We start from the raw sequence: 23,993 nt of genomic DNA, 5'->3' as shown, positions 1-23,993 counted from the left end.
AGCCCTCGTGTCCGTCTTCAACAAGATCATGCGTGCAGGCGAAGGCAAGATCCTCCGCAGGCTGCAACGCATCGCCAAGCAGGTGAACAGCATTGAAGAGGACTTCGTTGACCTGACGGATGCCGAGCTGAAGGCCCTCACCGAGGAGTACAAGCAGCGCTACGCCGACGGCGAGAGCCTCGACGACCTGCTGCCCGAGGCCTTCGCCACCGTCCGCGAGGCGGCCAAGCGGGTCCTGGGCCAGCGCCACTACGACGTGCAGATCATGGGTGGCGCCGCGATGCACCTCGGCTACGTCTCGGAGATGAAGACCGGCGAGGGCAAGACGCTGGTCAGCACGCTCCCCGCGTACCTGAACGCGCTCTCGGGCAAGGGCGTGCACCTGATCACGACCAACGACTACCTCGCGCAGCGCGACGCCGAGTGGATGGGCCGGGTCCACCGTTTCCTCGGGCTGACGGTCGGCTGCATCACGGCGGGCATGGCCCCGGCCAAGCGGCGCGCGGAGTACGCCAAGGACATCACCTACGGCACGAACAACGAGTTCGGCTTCGACTACCTGCGCGACAACATGGCCTGGTCGAAGGAGGAGCTGGTCCAGCGCGGGCACCACTTCGCGATCGTCGACGAGGTCGACTCGATCCTCATCGACGAGGCCAGGACCCCGCTGATCATCTCCGGCCCGGCCGACCAGGCCACGAAGTGGTACTCGGACTTCGCCAAGCTGGTGCAGCGCCTGGAGCGCGGCGAGCCCGCGGTGCCCACCCGGCAGATCGCCGAGACCGGCGACTACGACGTGGACGAGAAGAAGCGCACCGTCGCCATCCACGACGCGGGCGTCACCAAGGTCGAGGACTGGCTGGGCATCGACAACCTCTACGAGTCGGTGAACACCCCGCTGGTCGGCTACCTGAACAACGCGATCAAGGCCAAGGAGCTCTACAAGAAGGACAAGGACTACGTCGTCCTCGACGGCGAGGTCGTGATCGTCGACGAGCACACCGGCCGCATCCTCGCCGGCCGCCGCTACAACGAGGGCATGCACCAGGCGATCGAGGCGAAGGAGGGGGTGAAGATCAAGGACGAGAACCAGACGCTCGCCAAGATCACCCTCCAGAACTACTTCCGCCTCTACGACAAGCTCGCCGGCATGACCGGTACGGCGATGACCGAGGCCGCGGAGTTCAACCAGATCTACAAGCTGGGCGTGGTGCCGATCCCGACGCACCGCCCGATGGCCCGCATCGACCAGTCCGACCTGATCTACCGGACCGAGGTCGCCAAGTTCGAGGCGGTCGTCGAGGACATCGTCGAGAAGCACGAGAAGGGCCAGCCGGTCCTGGTGGGCACCACCTCGGTGGAGAAGTCCGAGTACCTCTCGCAGCAGCTGAACAAGCGGGGCGTCAGGCACGAGGTGCTGAACGCCAAGAACCACGAGCGGGAGGCGGCGATCGTCGCCAAGGCGGGCCGCAAGGGCGCCGTCACCGTGGCGACCAACATGGCCGGCCGCGGCACCGACATCAAGCTGGGCGGCAACCCGGACGACATCGCCGAGAGCGAGCTGCGCAGCCAGGGCCTCGACCCGGTGGAGCACGTCGAGCAGTGGACCGAGCTGCTGCCCGAGGCGCTCAAGCGGGCCGAGAAGGCGGTGAAGGAGGAGTTCGAGGAGGTCAAGAGCCTCGGCGGGCTCTACGTCCTGGGCACGGAGCGGCACGAGTCGCGGCGCATCGACAACCAGCTGCGCGGCCGTTCCGGACGGCAGGGCGACCCGGGCGAGTCCCGCTTCTACCTCTCGCTCGGCGACGATCTGATGCGGCTGTTCAAGGCGCAGATGGTCGAGCGCGTGATGGCGATCGCCAACGTGCCCGACGACGTGCCGATCGAGAACCGCATGGTCACCCGGGCCATCGCCTCCGCCCAGGGCCAGGTCGAGCAGCAGAACTTCGAGATCCGCAAGAACGTCCTCAAGTACGACGAGGTGCTCAACCGGCAGCGCGAGGTCATCTACGGCGAGCGGCACCGGGTGCTGTCCGGCGAGGACCTGCAGGAGCAGGTGCGGTACTTCATGGACGACACGATCGAGGCGTACGTGCACGCCGAGACGGTCGAGGGCTTCGCCGAGGAATGGGACATGGACCGCCTGTGGGGCGCGTTCAAGCAGCTCTACCCGGTGCAGGTGACCGTCGAGGAGCTGGAGGAGGAGGCCGGCGGACGCGACGCGCTGACCCCCGAGTTCCTCATCGAGGCCGTCAAGAAGGACATCTACGAGCAGTACGAGAAGCGGGAGCAGGAGCTCGGCTCCGAGGTGATGCGGGAGCTGGAGCGGCGCGTGGTCCTCTCGGTGCTCGACCGCAAGTGGCGCGAGCACCTGTACGAGATGGACTACCTGCAGGAGGGCATCGGCCTGCGGGCGATGGCGCAGCGCGACCCCGTGGTGGAGTTCCAGCGCGAGGGCTTCGACATGTTCACCGCCATGATGGACGGCATCAAGGAGGAGTCCGTCGGCTACCTGTTCAACCTGGAGGTCCAGGTCGAGCGGCAGGTCGAGCAGGTTCCGGTGCAGGGCGGCGAGAAGCAGCCCGAGGCGGCGCCCGCGGCCGAGGAGCCGCAGGAGGCGGTGCCGGCCGGGGCCGCGGCGGGGGCCCGGCCGGCGATCCTGGCCAAGGGCCTGGAGGCGCCCAAGCGGGCCGACCGGCTGCACTTCTCCGCGCCGACGGTGGACGGGGCGGGCGGGGTCGTCGAGGGCGACTTCGGCGGGCGCGATGGCGGGGCGGACGGGGCCGGCGGGGCCGGCGGCCAGGCCGGGGGCGGCGAGCCGACCGGAACGACCCGCGCGGAGCGCCGCAAGGCGCAGAAGGGCGGCCGTCGCCGCAAGAAGTGAGACCGTGGCGCCCGCTCCCGCCGCGCGCGGGGGCGGGCGCCGGCGCCAGGGGCGCGTCCTCGGGGGACGCGCCCCTGGCGCTTTTGTGCTTCCCGGCCTCCGGCCCCGGCCTCCGGGGCGCGGGTGCGGGGTCGCGGGTGCGCGGCCGGGCGCGGTCCCCGTGGCCTCAGCCCGGGGTGTCGAGTTCCACGGCGCAGCACTGCCAGCGGCCCGCGGCGGAGCGTTCGAGCCGGAAGGCCAGGGCCCTGGTCCTGCCGCGGGTCTCGACCCGGGCGAAGACCTCGAGGACGTCCGCGCGCGGGCGGCAGCTGCCGACCCCGCGCAGTTCGGGCCCGGGCCGCCCGTCCGCCTCCGCGCCGAGCGGGGCGTGGGGCGCGAGGCGGATCAGCTGCTCGTACGCCGCCTGTCTGGCGTGCCCGAGGAGGGCGTGGACCGGGCGCCTGCCGCTGAGCACCTGCACCAGCTGCTCGGCGAACCAGTCCTGCGGGCGCGGCGCCGGCGCCGGCGGGCGGACGAGCGGGTGGCCGGGCGGGTGGCGCCGCGCGGCGCGTGCGCGCCCGCCGGGGTGGCCGGGAGGACGCGTGCGCCCCCGGTGCCCGGGCTCGGCGCGGCGCGGCGGCGCCTGGCCCTGGTGGCGCGCGGCCGGGCGGCGATCGCTGATCCTCATGTGGCTACCCCCGTAAGCTACTGGCCGGTAACTAGCTGCGTGCGGATTGTAATCAGGTGCTCACGGAGCGGCAAGGGTGGGGCTGCTGGTACAGTGAGCGCCCCTCGCGGGTCGTCCCAGAAAGCTGCCGCCCATGCGCGTCTATGTGCCTCTCACGCTGCCGGGGCTTGCCCGGCTGCACCGCGCCGGACGGACGGACCCGCCCCCGCTGACCGCCTACGCCGTCACCCCGGCCCTGCGCGAGTGGTACCTGGAGGGCAACGAGGAGGAGCTGGAGTACGCCGCGCTCAGCCGCGCCGCCCAGGCCTCGCTGCGGCTGCTCGCCGCCGATCCCGACGCGGCCAGGCGCCGGGTGGTGCTCGCCGCCGAGGTGCCCGACAGGACGGCGGTCGCCGACCCCGACCGTGCCCTGGAGCCCGAGGCGCTCGGCGAGGTGCGGCTGACCGAGCCGGTGCCGCTGGCCAAGGCCGCCGCCGTGCACGTGGACGGCGTCGAGGCGGAGGCGGACGTGGCGGCCGCGGCCGCCGTCGTGGAGGCCGCGGACAAGGGCGACGACGACGCCAGGTTCACGGTGGACGGCGCCGCGGACCACGAACTCCTGTGGTACGGCGTGCAGGAGATCCCCGACCTGCTCTGACCGGCCCCCGGCCCCGGCCCCCCGGCCCCGGCCCCTGTGCCCCCCGCCCTGCTCTCCCCGATGTCAGTGGCCCGTCGTACCGTCTTCGCATGGCGACACCCACCCCTCCGCAGGCCGGGACCCACCTCGTCTGGGACTGGAACGGCACGCTGCTCCACGACATCGACGTCGTCGTGGCGGCGACGAACGCCTCGTTCGCCGAGGTGGGCATACCCCCGATCACGCTGGAGCGGTACCGCGAGCTGTACTGCCTGCCCATCCCGCGCTTCTACGAGCGGCTGCTCGGGCGGCGGCCGAGCGACGAGGAGTGGCAGCTGCTCGACCGCGCCTTCCACCGGCACTACTTCGCCGCGGCCGACTCGGCGGGGCTCGCCGAGGGCGCGGCCGGGCTGCTCGCGGACTGGCAGGAGGGCGGCCGGACCCAGTCGGTGTGCTCGCTCGCCCCGCACGAGCGGCTCGGCCCCTGGCTCGCCAGGCTCGGCATCGCCGGCCGTTTCACCCGCGTCGACGGCAACGCGTCCGGCGCCACGGTCCCGGGCAAGGCCGAGCAGATGGCCAGGCACCTCGCGGCCCTCGCCCTGCCCCCGCAGCGGGTGGTGGTCGTCGGCGACGCCACCGACGACGCGCGGGCCGCGGCGTTCGCGGGCGCCAGGGCCGTGCTCTACACCGGGGGCTCGCACAGCAGGCGCAGCCTGGCGCGCGCGGGGGTGCCCGTGGTGGACTCGCTGGCCGAGGCCGTGCAGGTGGCGCGGGAGCTCGTGGAGGGCGCGCGGCCGACCCTCTGATTCTCCTCAACTCTCCTCGATCGCCCTCGTGAAGCGCGTAACCTACCTACGTGATCAGTGCGATATCGGCTGGAGGTCCGGCCGGAGGCAGTGTCGCCTCCCCGGCGGTTCCCGGTGTCCTTCCGGGGCAGCCCGGTCGCTGGTCCGTCCTGCCGGGAGCCACCCCGCGGGGGGACCGACCGCTGCCCGGTGACCGTTTCTCGACGGCGCGCAACGGTGCGCGTCAATGGAGCCAGAGGACATGCACACCAAGCTGGACGAAGCCAAGGCTGAACTGCTGGCACAGGCCGCCCAGGTAGCGGAGCGCGGGCCGGCCGCGCACGGATTGGACCCGGCCGCCCTCCGGTCCTACCTCCAGCGCTACTACCTCTACATCACCCCCGAGGACCTCGCCCAGCGTGACCCGGTCGACCTCTACGGCGCCGCGCTCTCGCACTACCGCCTCGCGGCCGACCGGCCGCAGGGCACCGCCAACGTCCGCGTGCACACCCCGACCGTCGACGAGATGGGGTGGACGTGCAGCCACACGGTGGTCGAGGTGATCACCGACGACATGCCGTTCCTGGTGGACTCCGTCACCAACGAACTCTCCCGGCAGGGCCGCGGCATCCACCTGGTCATCCACCCGCAGGTCCCGGTCAGGCGCGACGTCGCCGGACGCCTGCTCGAACTGCTCGACGAGGAAAAGCCGCAGGACGAACTGCCGCCCGACGCCCTCGTGGAGAGCTGGATCCACGTCGAGATCGACCGGGAGACCGACCGCGAGGACCTGCGCCGGATCGAGGCCGACCTGCGGCGCGTGCTGAGCGACGTGCGCGAGGCCGTCGAGGACTGGCAGAAGATGCGCGGCACCGCGCTGCGCATCGCCGAGGGCCTGCCGGAGGAGCCGCTGCCCGCCCAGCTCGGCGCCCCCGACGTGGAGGAGGCCAGGGAGCTGCTGCGCTGGCTGGCGGCCGACCACTTCACGTTCCTCGGCTACCGGGAGTACGAGCTGGTCCGCGAGGACAACGGCGGAGGCGGCGACCAGTTGCGCGCCCTGCCGGGCACCGGCCTCGGCATCCTGCGCTCCGACCCCGCCCTCGACCCGGACGCGCCCGCGCCCGCCACCTCGGCCGCGTTCGGCCGGCTGTCCCCCTCGGCCAGGGCCAAGGCCCGCGAGCCGCGGCTGCTCATCCTCACCAAGGCCAACAGCCGCGCCACCGTCCACCGCCGCTCCTACCTCGACTACGTCGGCGTCAAGACCTTCGACGCCGAGGGGAACGTGGCCGGCGAGCGCCGCTTCCTCGGCCTCTTCTCGGCCGCCGCCTACACCGAGTCGGTGCGGCGCATCCCGGTCATCAGGCGCCGGGTGGCCGAGGTGCTGGCCGAGGCCGGCTTCGCCCCCGACAGCCACAGCGGCCGGGACCTCCTGCAGATCCTGGAGACCTACCCGCGCGACGAGCTGTTCCAGACCCCCGCGGACACCATGCAGTCCATCGCGACGGCGGTCCTCCACCTCCAGGAGCGGCGCAGGCTGCGGCTCTTCCTGCGGCAGGAGGAGTACGGGCGCTACTACTCGGCGCTCGTCTACCTGCCGCGCGACCGCTTCACCACCTCCGTGCGGCTGCGCCTGACCGACATCCTCATGGAGGAACTCGACGGCACCGGCGTGGACTTCACCGCATGGAACACCGAGTCGGTGCTCTCCAGGCTGCACTTCGTGGTCCGCGTCGCCCCCGGCGCGGAACTGCCCGAGCTCACCGACGCCGACGTGGACCGCATCGAGGCGCGGCTCGCCGAGGCCTCCCGCTCCTGGACCGACGGCTTCGCCGACGCGCTGCTCGCCGAGTACGGGGAGGAGCAGGCCGCCGAGCTCGGCCGCCGCTACTCCCACGCCTTCCCCGAGGGCTACAAGGCGGACTTCGCCCCGCGGGCCGCCGTCGCCGACCTGCAGTACCTGACCGGCCTGCGGCCAGGGGGCGAGGAGGACTTCGCGCTCAGCCTGTACGAGCCGGTCGACGCCGGCCCGAACGAGCGCCGGTTCAAGATCTACCGCGTCGGCGAGCCGGTCTCCCTCTCGGCCGTGCTGCCGGTGCTCCAGTGCCTGGGCGTGGACGTCGTCGACGAACGGCCCTACGAGCTGCGCCCGCACGACGCCCCCACCGCCTGGATCTACGACTTCGGCCTCCGCGTCACCGAGCCGCCCGCAGGGGGCCTCGGCGGCGACGCGCGCGAGCGCTTCCAGGACGCCTTCGCCGCCGCCTGGACCGGGGCCGCGGAGAACGACGGGTTCAACGCGCTGGTCCTGTCGGCCGGCCTCACCTGGCGCGAGGCGATGGTGCTGCGCGCCTACGCCAAGTACCTGTGGCAGGCCGGCGCCCGGTTCACCCAGGCCACCATGGAGGCCACCCTCAGGCGGCACGTCCACACCACGCGGCTGCTGGTCAACCTCTTCGAGGCCAGGCTCGCCCCGCAGCGGCAGAGCGCAGGACGCGAGCTGATCGACGGCCTCCTGGAGGAGCTGGACGGCGCCCTGGAGAAGGTGGAGAACCTCGACGAGGACCGCCTGCTGCGCGCCTTCCTCAACGTCGTCAAGGCCACGCTGCGGGTCAACTACTTCCAGTCCGACAGCGCGGGCAAGCCGCACGCCTACCTCTCGCTGAAGCTCGACCCCAAGGGCATCCCCGACCTCCCCGAGCCGCGCCCCGCCTACGAGATCTGGGTGTACTCGCCGCGCGTCGAGGGCGTGCACCTCAGGTTCGGCAAGGTCGCCCGCGGCGGCCTGCGCTGGTCCGACCGGCGCGAGGACTTCAGGACCGAGATCCTGGGCCTGGTCAAGGCCCAGGAGGTGAAGAACACCGTCATCGTCCCCGTCGGCGCCAAGGGCGGCTTCGTCGGCAAGCGGCTGCCGAACCCGGCGACCGACCGCGACGCCTGGCTGGCCGAGGGCATCGCCTGCTACCGGACGTTCATCTCCGGACTGCTCGACATCACCGACAACCTGGTGGACGGCCGGGTGGTGCCGCCGGCGGACGTGGTGCGCCACGACGGCGACGACACCTACCTGGTGGTGGCCGCGGACAAGGGCACCGCCACCTTCTCCGACATCGCCAACGAGGTGGCCCAGGCGTACGGCTTCTGGCTCGGCGACGCCTTCGCCTCCGGCGGCTCCGCGGGCTACGACCACAAGGGCATGGGCATCACCGCCCGCGGCGCCTGGGAGTCGGTGAAGCGGCACTTCAGGGAGCTGGGGCACGACACCCAGACCGAGGACTTCACGGCCGTCGGCATCGGCGACATGTCGGGCGACGTCTTCGGCAACGGGATGCTGCTCTCGGAGCACATCAGGCTGGTGGCCGCCTTCGACCACCGGCACATCTTCCTCGACCCGGACCCGGAGACCGCCGCCCCGTACGCCGAGCGGCGCCGCCTGTTCGAGCTGCCCCGCTCCTCCTGGGCGGACTACGACACGAAGCTGATCTCCAAGGGCGGCGGGGTGTACCCCCGTTCGGCCAAGTCCATCCAGATCACCCCGCAGGTGCGGGCCGCCCTCGGCATCGCGGGCGAGGTCACGGCCCTGACCCCGGCCGAGCTGATCAAGGCGATCCTGCTCGCCCCGGTCGACCTGCTGTGGAACGGCGGGATCGGCACCTACGTCAAGTCCGCCGCCGAGACCCACGCGGACGTGGGCGACAAGGCGAACGACGCGGTCCGGGTCGACGGGCGGGACCTGCGGGCCAAGGTGGTCGGCGAGGGCGGCAACCTGGGCATGACCCAGCGCGGCCGCATCGAGTTCGCGGCGGCCGGCGGCAAGTGCAACACGGACGCCATCGACAACAGCGCCGGGGTCGACACCTCCGACCACGAGGTCAACATCAAGATCCTGCTCAACGCGGTGGTGGCCAACGGCGACCTGACCGTCAAGCAGCGCAACGCCCTGCTGGCGGAGATGACCGACGAGGTCGCCGCCCTCGTGCTGCGCAACAACTACGCGCAGAACGTGGCGCTCGCCAACAGCCAGGCCACCGCCCCAGGGCTGGTGCTCGCCCACCGGCGGCTGGTGCGCAAGCTCGGCGAGGAGGGCAAGCTCGACCGGAAGCTGGAATTCCTGCCCTCGGACGAGGAGTTCCGGGAGCGGCGCGCCGCGGGCCGCGGGCTGACCCAGCCGGAGCTGTCCGTGCTGCTCGCCTACGCCAAGCTGACGGCCACCGCCGAGCTGCTCGGCACCGACCTGCCCGACGACCCCTACGTCAGCCGGCTGCTGTACGCGTACTTCCCGACGGCGCTGCGCGAGCGCTTCCCCGAGCAGATCGAGGGCCACGCGCTGCGCCGGGAGATCATCACCACCCTGCTGGTGAACGACACGGTCAACGTCGCGGGCAGCTCCTTCCTGCACCGGATGCAGGAGGAGTCGGGCGCCTCCGTCGAGGAGGTGGTGCGGGCGCACACCGCGGCCCGGGCCATCTTCGGGCTCGCCGAGATCTGGGACACGGCCGAGCGCCTGGACAACCAGGTCTCCGCGGAGACGCTCAGCCAGGTCAGGCTGCACGCTCGCCGGCTGGTGGAGCGCGGCGCCCGCTGGCTGCTGAACAACAGGCCGCAGCCGCTGAAGCTGGCGGACACCATCGAGCTGTTCGAGGAGCGGGTGGGGCAGGTCTGGCGCGAGCTGCCGAAGCTGCTGCGCGGCCCCGACCTGGAGCGGCACCGCGAGCGGCACGCCGAGCTGGTCGGCCAGGGCGTGCCGGACGCGGTGGCCGAGCAGGTGGCCGGGTTCTCGGCCGCGTTCCCCGCGCTGGACATCGTGGCCGTGGCCGACCGCACCGGCCGGGAGCTGCTGGACGTGGCCGCCGTCTACTTCCACCTCGGCGACCAGCTCGGCATCTCCCAGCTGCAGGAGCGGATCGGCGAGCTGCCGCGGGCCGACCGCTGGCAGTCCATGGCGCGGACCGCGATCCGGGAGGACCTGTACGCGGCGCATCAGCTGATCACCGCGGACGTGCTCGCGGAGGGCGACCCGGAGGCCGCGCCCGAGGAGCGGTTCGGGGCCTGGGCCACGCGCAGCTCGGCCATTCTGACCCGGGCCAGGTCGACGCTCGCGGAGATCCTGTCCTCCGAGAGCTTCGACCTGGCGAACCTCTCGGTGGCCATGCGCACCATGCGCACCCTGCTGCGGAGCAATCGCTGACGCCGCCGTCCTAGGATGGCGGGCACGTGAGCGGCCCGTGCGCCCGCCGCCGTCGAGGCGGCGGGCGCGGGGCGAGGGCATCCATGGGCAGGGAGGGCAGCGATGGCGGGAGCCGCGCCGCGGCGGTGGTCTCCCGCCAGGGCGGCCGAGATGTGCGGGGACGCCGCGCTGACCGTGGTGATGCCCACGTACAACGAGGCCGAGGGCCTGCCGGGGCTGGCCGCCGAGCTGCTCGGCCTGCCGCTGCCGGGGCTGCGGCTGCTCGTGGTGGACGACAACAGCCCCGACGGCACGGGCGAGATCGCCGAGGAGCTGGCCGGACAGCACCCGGGCCGGGTGGGGGTGCTGCACCGCGCGGAGAAGGAGGGGCTCGGCCGGGCGTACGTGGCCGGCATGACCAGGGCGGTCGCCGAGGGCGCCGAGTTCGTGCTCCAGATGGACGCGGACGGCAGCCACGGCGCGGCCCATGTGCCCCGGCTGCTCGGCACGGCGCTGGTGACCGGCGCCGGGTTCGTCGTCGGCAGCAGGTACGTGCCCGGCGGGCGGCTGGCGGGCGAGTGGGCCCTGCACCGGCGGCTGCTCTCCCGCTGGGCCAACCGCTATGTGGGCGCGGTGTTGCGCACCGGGCTGCGGGACGCCACCGCCGGCTTCGTGCTGTGGCGGGCGGACGTGGTGCGCGCGCTGCGCCTGGAGCGGGTCCGCAGCAACGGCTACAGCTTCCAGGTGGAGCTGAAGCACGCCGCGGTGCGGGCCGGCCACCCGGCCGTCGAGGTGCCCATCCGCTTCGAGGAACGGCGGGCGGGCGCCTCGAAGATGTCGGCGGGGGTCCAGGTCGAGGCGGCGCTGCTGCCCTGGCGCCTGCTGCTCGCCGACCTGACCGGCCGCCGGGCGGCGGCCGGGGCATCGGGTGGGGCATCGGGTGGGGCCGCGTCCGGAGCTTCGGCCGGGGCGGGCGGGCCTGCCGCCGGACCGGCGACCGGGGTGATCGGCCGAACGGCCGGGGGCGCCGGCCGAACGGCCGGGGCGGTCGGCGAGGTTTCCGGCGGTGGCACTGCCGCCGCGGAGGTGAAGGCGGAGGCACAGGCGGCGCCGGAGCCCGTGCCGGGCCCGGGGCGGGAGGCGGGCCGGGAGCGGGCCCGGGGGCGGACCGGCGCCAGGTGACGGCCCTTCGGGAGCAGACGGCGGCGCCCGCCCCTGTCTCACGCGCCGCCCTGCGCGCGGCCGGGCCCGCGTTGCTCGCCTACGCCGGGGTGCGCGCCCTCGGGCTGCTCGTCCTCGCCGTCTGGGCGGCGGGCGCCGGCCGGTCCCCGCACCGGGTGCTCGCGCAGCGCTGGGACTCGGTGTGGTACGCGCGGATCGCCGAGGACGGCTACGGCTACCGGATCGCACTCCCCAACGGGGACGTGCACGCCGACCTCGCCTTCTTCCCGCTGTTCCCGGCCCTGGAGCGGGCCGTGGCCGCCGTCACCCCGCTGAGCGTGCACGACGCGGGCCTGCTGATCGGGTGGACGGCCTCGCTGCTCGCCGCCTGGGGCATCCACGCCGTGGCGATGCTGGTGACCGGGCGCCGCGCGGTGGCGTTCACGCTGGTGGCGCTGTGGGGGGCGTACCCGACGGCGTTCGTGCAGTCGATGGCGTACACCGAGGCGCTGTTCACCGCGCTGGCCGCCTGGGCGCTGTACGCGGCCCTGACCGGCCGGTGGGTCGCGGCGGGCGCCCTGGCCGCCGCGGCCGGGCTGACCCGCCCCTCGGGCGCGGCGGTGGTCGCCGCCGTCTGGGTGGCGGTGGGGAACGCGCACGGGCCGGCGCTGTGGCGCGAGCGCCGCGCGCCCCCGTGGCGCGCGCTGCTGGGCGCGGGCCTCGCGCCGCTCGGCTGGCTGGGCTACGTGGCCTGGGTCGGGCTGCACGAGGGCAGCCCGCTGGGGTATTTCGAGGTGCAGGCGGGCTGGGGCAACGGCTTCGACGGCGGCGTGGCGCTGCTCGGCTTCGTCTGGCGGAACCTCACCGGGGGCCCGGCGAGTGCCCTGGGCGGCCTCGGCCTCGTCGCCGCCCTCGCGCTGGTGGCCTGGCTGCTGTGGCTCGGCGTGCGGCAGCGCCAGCCGTGGCCGCTGCTCGCGTACACCGCCGTGATGGTGGCGACCTCCCTGGCCGGCTCGGGCTACTTCGGCTCGCGGCCCCGGCTGATGATGCCCGCCTTCGGCCTGCTGCTGCCCGCCGCCCTCGCCCTGGCCCGGCTGCCCCGCCCGCGTCGCGCCCTGGTGCTCGCCGCGGCGGCCGCGGCCTCGGGCGCCTACGGCGCCTTCACGCTCCTGGGCCCGGGACCGCCCTGACCGCCGGCCCCGCGGCCGCCCCTCCGCACCGCCGGGCCCGTCCGGCGGCCCCGGCTTTCCCCGGCCGCCCGGCCCGGCGTTGCCTCCCTCCCGCGTCCCCTCCTCCCGGGTGTCCGTGCCTGGCGGCTTTATCGGTCTTATGGTGTCATGACCGTATTGACCTTGGTGGGGGTCGCGGGACCGGCCGGGGCCGTTCAGGCCGTCCGGCCTCCCGGCGCCGCCCCGGACGAGCGGGAGGACGAGCGAGCGCGTGAGTGCGGGCAAGCCGGATGTGTCGGTCGTCGTGATCGTCTACAACGATGCCGAACGCCTGCCGAGGGCCGTCGACTCGGTGCTCGGCCAGAGCCTGCGCGCGGTCGAGGTGATCATCGCCGACGACTGCTCCACCGACGCCACCCCGCGGGTGGCCGCCCGGCTCGCCGCCGCCGACCCCCGGGTGAGGACCCTGCGCCTGCCGCGCAACAGCGGCGGCTGCAGCGCCCCGCGCAACGCCGGCATCGAGGCGGCCCGCGCGCCGTACCTGATGTTCCTCGACAGCGACGACGAACTCCCCTACCACGCCTGCAAGTCACTGCTGCTGACCGCGGAGCGGACCGGCGCCGACTTCGTCACGGGCGAGGTGGTCAGGCACGTCGACGGCAACGGGGCCCAGCGCCTGTGGTACCCGGAGCTGTTCGCCGAGCCCCGGCTCGTGCCGGGCATCAGGGCCGCCCCCGAGTACTTCACCGACCACCTGTCCACGAACAAGCTGTACCGGGCCGACTTCATCGCCCGTCACGACCTGCGGTTCCCCGAGGGCGTCCACTACGAGGACCAGCTGTTCTCCGCCCGGGCCTTCGTCCACGCCCGCAGCTTCGCCGTCGTGCCCTGGCCGGTGTACACCTGGCACCTCGCCCAGCGGAGCGAGGAGGAGCAGCCGTCCATCTCCTCCAGCCGGCACCTCGTGCACAACGTCCGCGACCGGATCGCCGTGGCCCGGATGGTCGACGCCTTCCTCGCCGAGAGCGGCAACGAGGACCTGCGCCCCGCCAAGGACGCCAAGTTCCTCAGCCACGACCTGCGCCTCTACCTCGGCGACCTGCCCTTCCGGGAGGCGTCCTGGGTCGCCGAGTTCGCCGCCGTGGTCGGCCCCTACCTCGCCGAACTGCCGCCCGCCTCCTGGGAGCGGCTGCCCCGGGAGCAGCGCGTGTGCCAGCACCTGCTGTGCGCCGGGCGCCTGGCCGAGGCCGCGGACTGTGCCAGGACCATCGGCCGCCCCCGGCTGGCCCCCCGGCAGGTCACCAGGTCGGGCGGGCGGGTCTACTGGGGCGCGGGCGAGCCGGAAGAGGCCCTCGACATCACCGGCTGGCGCCTGGACGAGCAGACCTTCCTCACCGGCCCGCTGCGCCACGAGCTGGTGTCCCTCGACGTGACCGGCCGGACCCTGCGCCTCGGCGTCCGCACCTGGGACCCGGCCGGGCTGCTCGACGAGCACGTCACCGGCGAGCTGTGGCTCGCGGCCGGGGGCTCCCCGCTGAAGGTGCCGTTCACGCCCTCGGCCGGCCCCGGCGAGCCGGCCGCCGCCCCCGCCACGCTCGATCTGGAACGGGTGCCGCTCGGCCTCAAGGGCTTCACGGGCCGCCGCCACCCGGTCGTCGTGCTGCGGCGGCTCGGCCTGCGCCGCACCGACCCGCTGCTCGCCCCGGCCGACCTCCCGGAGTGGCGCCTCCACCTGCCGCTGCACCGGCTGACGGTGGGCGCCGAGCAACGCGGCGCCGGGCGCCTCCAGGTGGCCTGGGCCCGCACCGGGCCGCTGGCCCTGGCCGAGGACCTGGCGCCCGCCCTGTCCCCGTTGCAGGCGCGCGCCCGGCGGGTGCGCCGCCGGCTGACCGGCCCGCGGCTGAAGGCGCTCACGTACCACGAGCTGCGCCGCCTGCCTGCCGAGCGTGACCTGGTGGTCTTCGAGGCGCTCGAAGGCCGCGGCTACGCCGACAGCCCCCGCTACATCCACGAGGAACTGGTCCGCCGCGGGCTGCCGTTGCGCGCGGTGTGGGTCGGCTCGGGCGACCGCTCCTCCTTCCCGCCCGGCGTGCCGGTGGTGCGGCGCGGCAGCTGGGCGTACGTGCGGGCCCTGGCCAGGGCGCGCTACTGGGTGGACTCGCACGGCTTCCCCGCCGCGTACGACAAGCCGCCCGGCACCCGCTACCTCCAGACCTGGCACGGGCAGGCGATCAAGCACATGGGCTTCGACCTCCCCGAGATCAAGTACGGGCCCCCGGAACGGCGGCGGCAGCTGCGGGAGATGATCGGCCGCTGGGACACCCTGATCTCGCCGAGCCCGGAGTTCGAGCGGACCTTCGTGCGGGCCAACGGCTACCAGGGCGAGCTGCTGCGCTGCGGACTGCCGCGCAACGACGCGCTGGTGCGCTGGGACGAGCCGGCGCAGCGCGACCGGGCCAGGGCCGCCCGCGCCAGGCTCCAGATCCCGCCGGGGCGGCGGATGCTGCTGTACGCGCCGACCTTCCGCGACGGGGCGCGCGGCTCCGGCGAGTCGATCCGGGTGGACCTGCCGCGGCTGGCCGGGGAACTCGGCGAGGAGTGGACCATCGTGGTGCGGCCCCACTACTACGAGCGGTTCGCCGCGCCCCCCGAGCTGGCGCACGCGGTGCGCGACGGCAGCCACGGCTTCGTCGACGTCAACGACCTGCTGCTCGCCTCGGACGCGCTGCTCACGGACTACTCCTCGGTGATGTTCGACTACGCCTGCCTGGGCCGCCCGATCCTGCTCTACACGGACGACTACGAGCGCTACCGGGGCGGCGGGCGCGGCACCTACTACGACCTGGCGGAGATCGCGCCCGGCCCGATGCTGACCCGCACCGGGGAGCTGGTGGAGGTGCTGCGCGGCCGGGGCCTCGACGAGGTGCGGCGGGCGTACGCGGCGAAGTACACGGAGTTCCAGGACAGGTTCACCGCCTACGAGGCGGGACACGCGAGCAAGACGGTGGTCGACACGTTCTTCGCGGCGGACTGCGGCTGAGGCACGCGGCCGGGAAGGGGCAGCGCATGAGGGGCCGGAACATCTTCCTGGCCGGCATCGACGTGGACTCCATGGGCGGCTCGCAGCGGGTGCTGCACACCCTCGCCCAGGGCTTTGCCGAACGCGGCCACCGGGTCCGCCTGATCGGCATCAGGCCGAGCCCCCAGCCGCACCGCTTCCACGCCGAGCCCGCCTACCGGCACGCCACCCTCTACTCCCGGCCGGCGAGCCCGCCCTGGCGTCCGCGCACCTTCGCCGAGCGCCTCGACCCGCGGGCGATCCGCGCCAGGCGGGCCCTGCGCGCCGACCGGGAGCGGGCGCGGCGGCGGATGGCCGCGCTGTTCGCCGAGGCGCCCGAGGGCTACCTGATCATCGGCTCGCCCTGGGCCGCGGACTGGCTGCGCGGCATGCCCTGGCCGCCGGGGCTGCGCGGCATCGGCCAGTACCACGAGTCCTACGCGCAGGCCCGCTCCTCGGCGAACCTGCGGCTGATCCTGCGGCACTACCCGGCGCTGGAGAAGGCGGTGTTCCTCAGCGAGCCGGACGCCGAGGAGTTCCGCAGGCAGCGGCTGCCCAACGCGGGCGTGATCCCCAACCCGCTGCCGTTCCCCGCGGGTTCGGCCGCGCCGCTGGACACCGGGCGGATCGGCGCGGTGGGCCGCCTGGACGCCGTCAAGCGGCTGGACCGGCTGATCGACGCCTTCGCGGACACCGGGCCCTTGCCGGGCTGGGAGCTGCACCTCTTCGGCGAGGGCCCGCTGGAGGGGGAGCTGCGCGCCCACGCCGCGCGGCGCGGGCTGGGCGACCTGGTGCGGTTCCGCGGCGCGGTCGGGGACATGGCCGCCGCCTACCGCGAGCTCTCGGTCCTCGCGCTGACCAGCGAGCGGGAGGGGCGGCCGATGGCCCTGGCCGAGGCCGCGGCGGCCGGGGTGCCGGCGGTCGGCTTCGACCTCTCCGGCGGCGTACGCGAACTGGTCGCCGACGGGCGGACCGGCACGCTGGTGCCGCCGCACGACACCGCGGCCCTCGGCCGGGCCCTGGCCCGTCTGATGGCGGACGGCGCCCTGCGGGAACGTTACGGCGCGGCGGCCAGGGAGCACGTCAGGCCGCTGGCCACCCCGGCCGTGCTCGACCGCTGGGAGGAGCTGTTCGCCGAGATCGACCGGTGAACGGCCCCGGGCCGCGCCTCAGCCGGCCTGCGCCCCGCTCCCCTCCCGGCCGGAGTCCTCGCCCGTGCGGGAGTCCGTGCCCGTGCGGGAGTCCGTGCCCGCGCGGGAGTCCGTGCCCTCGGCGGTGCCGGGGCCGGTGTCAGCGGGGGTGCCGGTGCCCGTGTCCGGGGGCGCGCCGGTGCCAGGACCCGGGCCGGTGCCAGGGCCCGTGCCCGGGTCCTTCGCCTGCTCCGGGGTCCCGGTGGGCGGGCCGAGGGGGAGCAACTCCTCCGCGAAGTGGCAGGCCGTGCGCTGCCCCGGGCGCAGCTCGCGCATTGCGGGCTCCTCGGTGCGGCAGCGCTCGCGGCCCTCGTGGTGCAGCGGGCCGAGGGGGCAGCGGGTGTGGAACCGGCAGCCGGACGGGGGGTCGAGGGGGCTGGGCAGGTCGCCGGCGAGGGCGGGGGCGCGCGGGCCGCGGCGGCTCGCGGCCGTGGGCTCGGGCACCGAGGCGGCCAGGCTGCGCGTGTAGGGGTGCAGCGGGCGGTCCAGGACGGTGCGGGCGGGCCCGGTCTCCACCGCCTTGCCCAGGTACATGACGGCGACCCGGTCGGCGAAGTACCGCACCAGCGAGACGTCGTGCGAGATGAAGACGTAGGCGAGGGAGCGCTCGGCCTGCAGCGCGTCCAGGAGGTTGATCACCTGCGCCTGCAGCGAGACGTCGAGGGCGGAGACGATCTCGTCGCAGATCAGGACCTCGGGGGAGACGGCCAGGGCGCGGGCGATGCAGATCCGCTGCAACTGGCCGCCGGAGAACTGCCCGGGGCGGCGGTCGAGGACGTCCGCGGAGAGCCCGACGGCCTCCAGGAGTTCGGCGCAGCGCTTGCGCCTGGCGGCCCGGTCGGGTTCGAGGCCGTGCAGCCGCAGCGGCTCCTCCAGCAGGGCGCGGATGGTCATGCGCGGGTTGAGGGAGGCCCTGGGGTCCTGGAAGATCATCTGGACCGCGCACCTGAAGTCCTTCAGGCGCCGCCCCGTCAGGCCGGTCACCTCCCGCCCCGCCGCGTGGATCTCGCCCGCGGTCGGGGTGTCGGCGCGGACCAGGAGCCGGGCCAGGGAGGACTTGCCGCAGCCGCTCTCGCCGACGACGCCCAGGGTCTCGCCGGCCGCCACCGTCAGGTCCACGCCGTCCACCGCGCGCACCACCCCGGAGCGGCCCCGGCCGCCGAACAGCCCGCCGCGCACCCGGTGGTGCCTGACCAGGCCGCGCCCGGCCAGGGACGCCGGCAGGTCGCCGGCCTCCGCCGCGCGCCCGGGCCGGGGGGCGCGCGGCGGAAGATCGGCCGCCGCCGGCGGCTCGCCCGCGGGAACGGGGTGCCGGCAGGCGACCTCGGCCCGCCCCGCGGGACCGGCGTCCCGCCCGGGCCAGGAACGGTCCACCGGCCCCGGCGCCCGGTTCACCGGCTCCCCTGCCCCGTCCACCGGTTTCAGGGCCGGTTCCACCGGCTCCCCGGCCCGGTCCACCGGCTCCAGGGCCGGGTCCTCGGTCAGGCACCCCGCGTCCGCCCGCGGGCAGCGGGGGGCGAAGGCGCAGCCGGGGGAGGGCCGGGCCGGGTCGGGCGGGGCGCCCTCGATGACCGGCAGCCTGCGGTCGGGGCGGGTGCCCAGGTGCGGCACGGACTCGATCAGGGCCCGGGTGTAGGGGTGGCGCGCGGCGGTGAACACCTCCGGGACGCGGGCGCGTTCCACGATGCGCCCGGCGTACATCACGGCGACCGCGTCGCAGACCTCGGCCACCACGCCGAAGTTGTGGGTGATGAGCACGATCGCCGTGCCGAACTCCCGGTTCAGCCGCGCGAACACCTGGAGGATCTGGGCCTGCACGGTGACATCGAGCGCCGTGGTCGGCTCGTCCGCGACCAGCACCTCGGGGTCGGCGCACATCGCCAGCGCGATCATCATCCGCTGCCGCATGCCGCCGGAGAACGCGAAGGGGTAGTCGTGGAAACGCCGTTCCGGCGCGGGTATGCCCACCAGCCGCATCAGTTCCAGGGCCCGCTCGCGCACCTCGCGCCTGCCGAGCCCGGGGCGCTTGGCCCGAAGCGCCTCCTCCAGCTGGGCCCCCACCTTCATCACCGGGTCGAGCGAGGTCATCGGGTCCTGGAAGACCATGGAGATCTTCCGGCCGCGCAGGGCGGTGCGTTCCGCCGGGTCCATGGCGAAGACGTCCCGCCCGTGAAAGGCGACCGTCCCGGACTCCAGCCGCCCGGGCTCGCGGACCTCGCCCAGCATCGACAGGGCGGTGACCGACTTGCCCGAGCCCGACTCGCCGACGAGGGCCAGGGTCTGGCCGGGGTGCACGTCGAGGTTCACCCCGCGCACCGCACGCACCCAGCCCCCGGGCGCGCGGAAGCCGACCCGCAGGTCCCGTATCGAGATCACCGGCTCCGGCATGGGATTTCTCCTTCACTGCGAGGGCACTGCGAGGGCACTGCGCGGGCGGTGCGCGGGCCTTTCGAGCGCGCCGACGGGGGTGCGCGGGGCGCTCAGCGCGCGGCCATGGTGCGGTTGAGGGCGTCGGACAGCAGGGTGAAACACAGCACGAGGGCGCTGATCACGACCAGCGGCCCCGCCGCGTAGAACGGCGCGGAGGTCAGCACGTTCAGGCTGGTGCTCAGCAGGCTGCCCAGGGAGGCGCCGGGCGGGGGCACGCCGAGGCCGAGGAAGCTCATGCCGCCCTCCACGAAGACGGCCGTGGCGCAGGCGAGCGCGGCCTGGACGAGCACCACGTCGAAGCAGTTGGGCAGGATGTGCCGCAGGTAGAGCCGCCAGGTGCCCACCCCGAGCACCCGGGCGGAGACCACGTAGTCGCGCGTGGCCTGCGAACGCACCGCGTCCCGCAGCACCCGGCCGGTCACCGGCGAGGCGGCCACCGCGACGGTGACGATCACCGAGGTCAGCCCGCTGCCGAGGACCGCAGCGCAGGCCAGCCCGAGGATGAGCGAGGGAAAGGCGAGGACCACGTCGAAGAGCCGCTGCACCGGGGTGTCCAGCCACCGGCTGGCCGAGGAGAAGAGGCCGAGCAGCCCGCCCGCGGCAAGCGCGAGCGGCACCGAGGACACGATGACCAGCAGGCTCACCCGGATTCCGGCCAGCACCCTGGCCAGCAGGTCGCGGCCCAGCTCGTCGGTGCCGAGCGGGTGTCCCCACGAGGGCCCGTCCAGGGCCCGGTCGGACACCAGCTCGTTGGGCCCGTGCGGCAGCAGCGAGGGGAGAATCAGGCCGGCCAGCGCGAGGAACACCAGCACGCCGAGGGAGCCGAGCACGACGGGGTCGCGCAACGGGCCGCGGGAGGGGGCGCGTTCGGCTGCCCCGTCGACCTCGTGCCGCCCGCCCGGTTCGTGCGGCTCATGTGGTTCGTGCGGCTCGCGCGGCGGGGTGGTGGCCGGGGCGCCGGCGGGGCCCGGGGCCGCCGCGGCCCCGCCCGCCGTCTCGGGCGGCGTGGCGCCGTGACCGGTGGGTTCGCTCATGGCTGCTCCCGAACTCGGGGGTCGACGAGGGCGTAGACGAGGTCGCTGAACAGCTGGAGCACGATGAACACGGTCACCGCGAGCAGCAGCATCGCCTGCACCATGGGGTAGTCGCGGGCGTTGGCCGAGGAGACCATCGCCTCGCCCAGGCCGGGCCAGGCGAAGATGGCCTCCACGATGACCGCGCCGCCGAGGAGGTGGCCGATCTGGATGCCGAGGACGGTGACCAGCGGCCCCACGGCGTTGGGCAGCCCGTGCCGCAGGATCAGCCGGCGCCGCGAGAGGCCGCGCATCCGCGAGGCGAAGTAGTGCTCCTCGTGGAACACCCGCTGCAGCGAGGCGGCCAGGAAGCGGGCGAGCACCGCCGCCGAGGGCAGGGCCAGGCAGACGCTCGGCAGGACGAGGAACTGGGCGCCTTCCACCGGGTCGTCCAGGACCGGGACGTAGCCGCCGGGGGGCAGCAGCCGCAGCGCCCCGGAGAAGACCATGGTGAGCAGCACGCCGGTGACGTAGGTGGGCACCGCGAGCATCACGACGTTCAGCGCGGAGAGCGCGGTGCGCAGCCGGGCGGTGCGGGCCAGGGCCGTCGCCACCCCGAGCGGGAAGGCGAGCAGCACCGCGAGCACCAGGGCGCACAGGGTGAGGGTCCCGGTGTTGCCCAGGCCCCGGCCCACCAGCCCGGAGACCTCGGCGCCGTTGACGAAGGAGGTGGAGAAGTCCCCGTGCAGGGCGCCGCCGAGCCAGGAGAGGTACTGCCGGGCCAGGGAACGGTCCAGGCCCAGGTCGTGGCGGATGGCCGCGACCGCCTCCGGGGAGGCGTCCGGCCCGGCGAGGGTGGCGGCGGGGTCGCCCGGCGCCATCCGGAGCACCGCGAAGATCGGGACGGTGGCCAGCAGCAGCACCAGCGCGGTGACGGGAAGTCTGCGCAGCAGGTAGCGGAGCACCCTCAGCCCTCCCCGAGGAACGCCTCGTCCAGGACGAGGTAGTTGAACATGGTGAACGCGCAGCCGTGCAGGGCCCTGGTCGTCGCGTAGGTGACGGAGCTGCTGACGAGGTCGATGACGAACTGCTGGTCCAGCAGGAAGTCGGTGACCTCGGCGTAGGCCGCGCGCGCCGCGTCCTGGCCCGAGGTCGTCCACACCTGCTCGGCGAGCCGCAAGTACGTGGGGTCGGAGAAGTTGGAGGCGTTGCGCGCGGCGTTGAAGGGGTAGGCGCCGTTCAGCATGGTGGCCGGGTTGAGCTGCCCGAAGCCGTGCCCGTTGATCCACAGCCCGGGCAGGGTCGCGGTCCCCAGGCGCTGCTGGAACTCGGCGGGCTGGAGCGGGGTGATGGAGGCGTCGAGGCCGACGGCGCGCAGCCCGTCGAGCACGATCTCGGCGATCGAGCGGACGCCGCCCGGCTCGTTGCCGCTGATGGCCAGTTCGAGCCTGGCGCCGCTCACCCCGGCCTCGGCGAGCAGGGAGCGGGCGCGGTCGAGGTCCTGGTGGTAGTGGCCGGCCGCCTCGCGGGAGTAGGCGGGGGAGACCGGCGTCCAGGGCACGGAGGTGACCGAGCCGATGCCCTGGAGCGCCATGTCCAGGACCTTCTGCCGGTCCACCGCCCAGGAGATGGCCTGCCTGACCCGCTTGTCGCCCAGCGGCTCCTGCTCGACGTTGCAGCCGACGTAGTAGCCGGCGTCGCGGGTGTCCACCTCGATCAGCCGCAGGCGGTCGTCGTCGCGGACGGTCAGCCGGCTGAGGCCGTTGAGCGCGTAGGCCACGTCGGTCTGCCCGCTGCGCAGGGAGGCCACGATTGCCTGCGGCTGCGAGTCGATGTGCAGCTCGACCTCGTCCAGGTAGGGGCGGCCGGCGAGCCAGTAGCGCGGGTTGCGGGTGAAGCGCATCGCGATGCCCGGGTCGTACCCGGCGAAGGCGAAGGGGCCGGTGCCGTTGATGACCTCGCCGCTCTCCAGTTCGGCGATCGACTCGTGGTCGACGATCATCATGATCTCGCACAGGTCGAAGAAGTTCGTGATGCCGTGGGCCAGGCGCAGCGTGATCTCGTTGCGGCCGGTGACGGAGTGGTCGGCGACCGCGGCGGCGGCCGAGCGCAGCTGGCCCGGGGCCCCGTCCTCGTCGGCCTGGTAGGCGATGTTCTCGGCGACGTCGCGTGGGCCGAAGGGCCGCCCCGAGTGGAAGGTCACGTCCTCGCGCAGCCGCAGCACCACCGTCCGGCCGCCGTCGGTGAGTTCCCAGTCGGTGGCCAGCTGGGGCCGGGGCCGGTAGGTCCTGTGGTCGTACTGGGTGAGGGAGTTGAACACCAGGCGGGACCAGGAGGTGTTCGAGTTGTTCTGCTGGCGCAGGGTCGGGAGGTTGGGCTCCTCGGCCTGGGCCATGACCAGGCTGCCGCCCTGGCGGCCGTGGCCGCCGGAGCCGACCTGGCGGGCCACCGGGGTGCAGCCCGCGAGGGCGGCGGCGCCGAGACCGCCGAGGCCGCCGAGCAGGGCGCGGCGTGACAGGCCGCCGGGCCCGTGGGGCGGATGGAGTATGGCTGACATGCGACCGTCCCCTCTTGCTCTTCCTTGGACGCCGGGGGAGCAGGCGTCACCCAAGCACTCCCGGACCGCGCAGGGCAATACCTCGGCGATAAAACGTTTACCCATGGGGCTCCCGCCTTCGCGGCGGAAGGACCGGGCCGGGCGCGGACCGAGGGAGACATGCCCTGGTGAGAGGGCGTGAAGAGCGGGCAGGGGGCGGACGGATGGCCGGGGCGGCGCGGAGGGAACTTCGCGCACGCTCCTTGCCCCCGGCGATGAACCTGCGTTAAACGAATAACATGCAGAAGCGAGCGCGCCCCACCGTCCGGGACGTCGCCGGCCTCGCCGGGGTCTCCGTCGCGACGGTGTCGCACGTGGTCAACGGCCGCAGCGGCCGGTGCACCCCCGAGACCCGCGAACGGGTCCTGGCCGCGATCCGGCGGCTGGGCTACGTGCCCGACGGCGCGGCGCGCGGACTGCGCCGCGGGCGCACCGACCAGGTGTGCCTGATCGCGGGCTCCATCGGGGTCCCGGCCAACGCGGTGCTCGCCCAGCAGCTGCACGACGGGGCGGACGCGGCAGGCTACGGGGTCATCACGCTGCTCGTCGACACCGAGGCCCGCGCCCGCCGCGCCTTCGACCTGCTGCAACAGGGCATCGCCGACGGGGCGATCGTCTCCGACCCGTTCCGCTGCCTCGACCGGGAGCGGCTGACCACGCTGGCGCACAGCCGGCTGTCCATGGTGGTGCTCGACAACCTCATCGAGCCCAGCGGCTTCGACGTCGTGCGCATCCCGGAGCGGGAGGCGTGCGCCGAGGCGCTCGACCACCTCTTCGCCTCGGGGCGCCGGCGCGTGGCCTTCGTCGGGCACGCCTTCGACCTGGTGCCGGGCGCGGAGCCGACGGAGCGGCTCGCTGCCTACCTGGACGCGCTGGAGCGCCACGGGGTGGCGCGCGACGAGCAGTTGACGGTGGTGGGCGCGGACGACCGGTGCCAGGCGTACTGGACCGTGACCGGCCTCATGCAATTGCGCGAGCCGCCGGACGCGCTGTTCTGCGCCTCGGACCGGGCCGCGGTCAGCGCGATCTGGGCCCTGCGCGACGGGGGGTTCTCGGTGCCGCACGACGTGGCGGTGATCGGCGCGGGCAACCTCCGCGAGGGCCTGGTCACCAGGCCCGCGCTGAGCACGGTGGGGCCCCCGGAGCGGGACTTCGCCGACGTGGTCGGCCTGCTCCTCGACCGCCTGTCGGCGGACGGCGAGCGGGAGGACCGCGAGCTGGTGCGGCCCTGGTCGTTCATCCCCCGCGGCAGCGCCTGACCGG

13 protein-coding genes and 1 pseudogene are annotated in these 23,993 nt (G+C 74.2%); 9 read left to right on the top strand and 5 right to left on the bottom strand.

The window, feature by feature from the left end; all coding sequences use genetic code 11:
• Positions 1 to 7 precede the first annotated feature (7 nt).
• Positions 8 to 2,881: a preprotein translocase subunit SecA gene (gene secA / locus D7294_RS20685; protein WP_120681944.1), complete on the top strand. Its 2,874-nt coding sequence runs from the start codon at positions 8 to 10 to the stop codon at positions 2,879 to 2,881.
• A gap of 166 nt (positions 2,882 to 3,047) precedes the next feature.
• On the opposite strand, the gene D7294_RS20680 is transcribed toward secA, so the two are convergent.
• A complete protein-coding gene (locus tag D7294_RS20680; RefSeq protein ID WP_120681942.1) occupies positions 3,048 to 3,548 on the bottom strand; it encodes an Rv3235 family protein in 501 nt (166 codons plus the stop codon).
• A gap of 133 nt (positions 3,549 to 3,681) precedes the next feature.
• Between D7294_RS20680 and D7294_RS20675 the strand changes: the two genes are divergently transcribed.
• The 7 genes and pseudogenes from D7294_RS20675 to D7294_RS20645 all read left to right on the top strand — a co-directional run bounded on the left by D7294_RS20675 (position 3,682) and on the right by D7294_RS20645 (position 16,652).
• On the top strand, positions 3,682 to 4,185 hold the full coding sequence (locus D7294_RS20675) for a DUF6912 family protein (protein ID WP_120681940.1): 504 nt from the start codon (positions 3,682 to 3,684) through the stop codon (positions 4,183 to 4,185).
• Positions 4,186 to 4,274: 89 nt separating this feature from the next.
• Positions 4,275 to 4,970, top strand: coding sequence for an HAD family hydrolase (locus tag D7294_RS20670; RefSeq protein ID WP_120681938.1), 696 nt, complete (start codon positions 4,275 to 4,277; stop codon positions 4,968 to 4,970).
• 241 nt (positions 4,971 to 5,211) lie between these two features.
• Positions 5,212 to 10,134: an NAD-glutamate dehydrogenase gene (locus tag D7294_RS20665; RefSeq protein ID WP_120681936.1), complete on the top strand. Its 4,923-nt coding sequence runs from the start codon at positions 5,212 to 5,214 to the stop codon at positions 10,132 to 10,134.
• A gap of 150 nt (positions 10,135 to 10,284) precedes the next feature.
• A pseudogene (locus tag D7294_RS20660) lies at positions 10,285 to 11,016 on the top strand (polyprenol monophosphomannose synthase); the annotation flags it as partial.
• Between the two features lie 275 nt (positions 11,017 to 11,291).
• Complete coding sequence (locus tag D7294_RS20655) at positions 11,292 to 12,464, top strand: hypothetical protein (RefSeq protein ID WP_120681934.1); 1,173 nt, start codon at positions 11,292 to 11,294, stop codon at positions 12,462 to 12,464.
• A gap of 250 nt (positions 12,465 to 12,714) precedes the next feature.
• Complete coding sequence (locus D7294_RS20650) at positions 12,715 to 15,483, top strand: bifunctional glycosyltransferase/CDP-glycerol:glycerophosphate glycerophosphotransferase (RefSeq protein WP_241562512.1); 2,769 nt, start codon at positions 12,715 to 12,717, stop codon at positions 15,481 to 15,483.
• 26 nt (positions 15,484 to 15,509) lie between these two features.
• Positions 15,510 to 16,652, top strand: coding sequence for a glycosyltransferase (locus D7294_RS20645; protein ID WP_120681930.1), 1,143 nt, complete (start codon positions 15,510 to 15,512; stop codon positions 16,650 to 16,652).
• An 18-nt stretch (positions 16,653 to 16,670) separates the two neighbouring features.
• On the opposite strand, the gene D7294_RS20640 is transcribed toward D7294_RS20645, so the two are convergent.
• From D7294_RS20640 to D7294_RS20625, 4 genes are all read right to left on the bottom strand, one after another.
• Entirely contained in the window at positions 16,671 to 19,079 is a 2,409-nt protein-coding gene (locus tag D7294_RS20640; RefSeq protein WP_120681928.1) for a dipeptide ABC transporter ATP-binding protein, read from the bottom strand.
• Between the two features lie 92 nt (positions 19,080 to 19,171).
• Complete coding sequence (locus tag D7294_RS20635) at positions 19,172 to 20,155, bottom strand: ABC transporter permease (protein ID WP_120681926.1); 984 nt, start codon at positions 20,153 to 20,155, stop codon at positions 19,172 to 19,174.
• Positions 20,152 to 21,099 carry an ABC transporter permease gene (locus tag D7294_RS20630; RefSeq protein WP_120681924.1) on the bottom strand — a complete coding sequence of 316 codons (948 nt, stop codon included), beginning with the start codon at positions 21,097 to 21,099 and terminating at the stop codon, positions 20,152 to 20,154. The genes D7294_RS20635 and D7294_RS20630 overlap by 4 nt, the downstream gene beginning before the upstream one ends.
• A 2-nt stretch (positions 21,100 to 21,101) precedes the next feature.
• Positions 21,102 to 22,691 carry an ABC transporter substrate-binding protein gene (locus D7294_RS20625; RefSeq protein ID WP_120681922.1) on the bottom strand — a complete coding sequence of 530 codons (1,590 nt, stop codon included), beginning with the start codon at positions 22,689 to 22,691 and terminating at the stop codon, positions 21,102 to 21,104.
• A 278-nt stretch (positions 22,692 to 22,969) separates the two neighbouring features.
• Between D7294_RS20625 and D7294_RS20620 the strand changes: the two genes are divergently transcribed.
• Complete coding sequence (locus D7294_RS20620) at positions 22,970 to 23,989, top strand: LacI family DNA-binding transcriptional regulator (RefSeq protein ID WP_120681920.1); 1,020 nt, start codon at positions 22,970 to 22,972, stop codon at positions 23,987 to 23,989.
• Positions 23,990 to 23,993 lie beyond the last annotated feature (4 nt).

It is taken from the genome of Streptomyces hoynatensis (assembly GCF_003626535.1).
Classification (GTDB): domain Bacteria; phylum Actinomycetota; class Actinomycetes; order Streptomycetales; family Streptomycetaceae; genus Streptomyces; species Streptomyces hoynatensis.
The sequence above is the reverse complement of the archived record's forward strand: the minus strand, read 5'-3'. Positions and strand labels throughout refer to the sequence as shown.

Coding starts and splice junctions, on each gene's coding strand:
- D7294_RS20620 (WP_120681920.1), top strand. CDS start 22,970: ATGCAGAAGCGAGCGCGCCCCACCGTCCGGGACGTCGCCGGCCTCGCC.
- D7294_RS20625 (WP_120681922.1), bottom strand. CDS start 22,691: ATGTCAGCCATACTCCATCCGCCCCACGGGCCCGGCGGCCTGTCACGC.
- D7294_RS20680 (WP_120681942.1), bottom strand. CDS start 3,548: ATGAGGATCAGCGATCGCCGCCCGGCCGCGCGCCACCAGGGCCAGGCG.
- D7294_RS20665 (WP_120681936.1), top strand. CDS start 5,212: ATGCACACCAAGCTGGACGAAGCCAAGGCTGAACTGCTGGCACAGGCC.
- D7294_RS20640 (WP_120681928.1), bottom strand. CDS start 19,079: ATGCCGGAGCCGGTGATCTCGATACGGGACCTGCGGGTCGGCTTCCGC.
- D7294_RS20635 (WP_120681926.1), bottom strand. CDS start 20,155: ATGAGCGAACCCACCGGTCACGGCGCCACGCCGCCCGAGACGGCGGGC.
- D7294_RS20675 (WP_120681940.1), top strand. CDS start 3,682: ATGCGCGTCTATGTGCCTCTCACGCTGCCGGGGCTTGCCCGGCTGCAC.
- D7294_RS20670 (WP_120681938.1), top strand. CDS start 4,275: ATGGCGACACCCACCCCTCCGCAGGCCGGGACCCACCTCGTCTGGGAC.
- D7294_RS20645 (WP_120681930.1), top strand. CDS start 15,510: ATGAGGGGCCGGAACATCTTCCTGGCCGGCATCGACGTGGACTCCATG.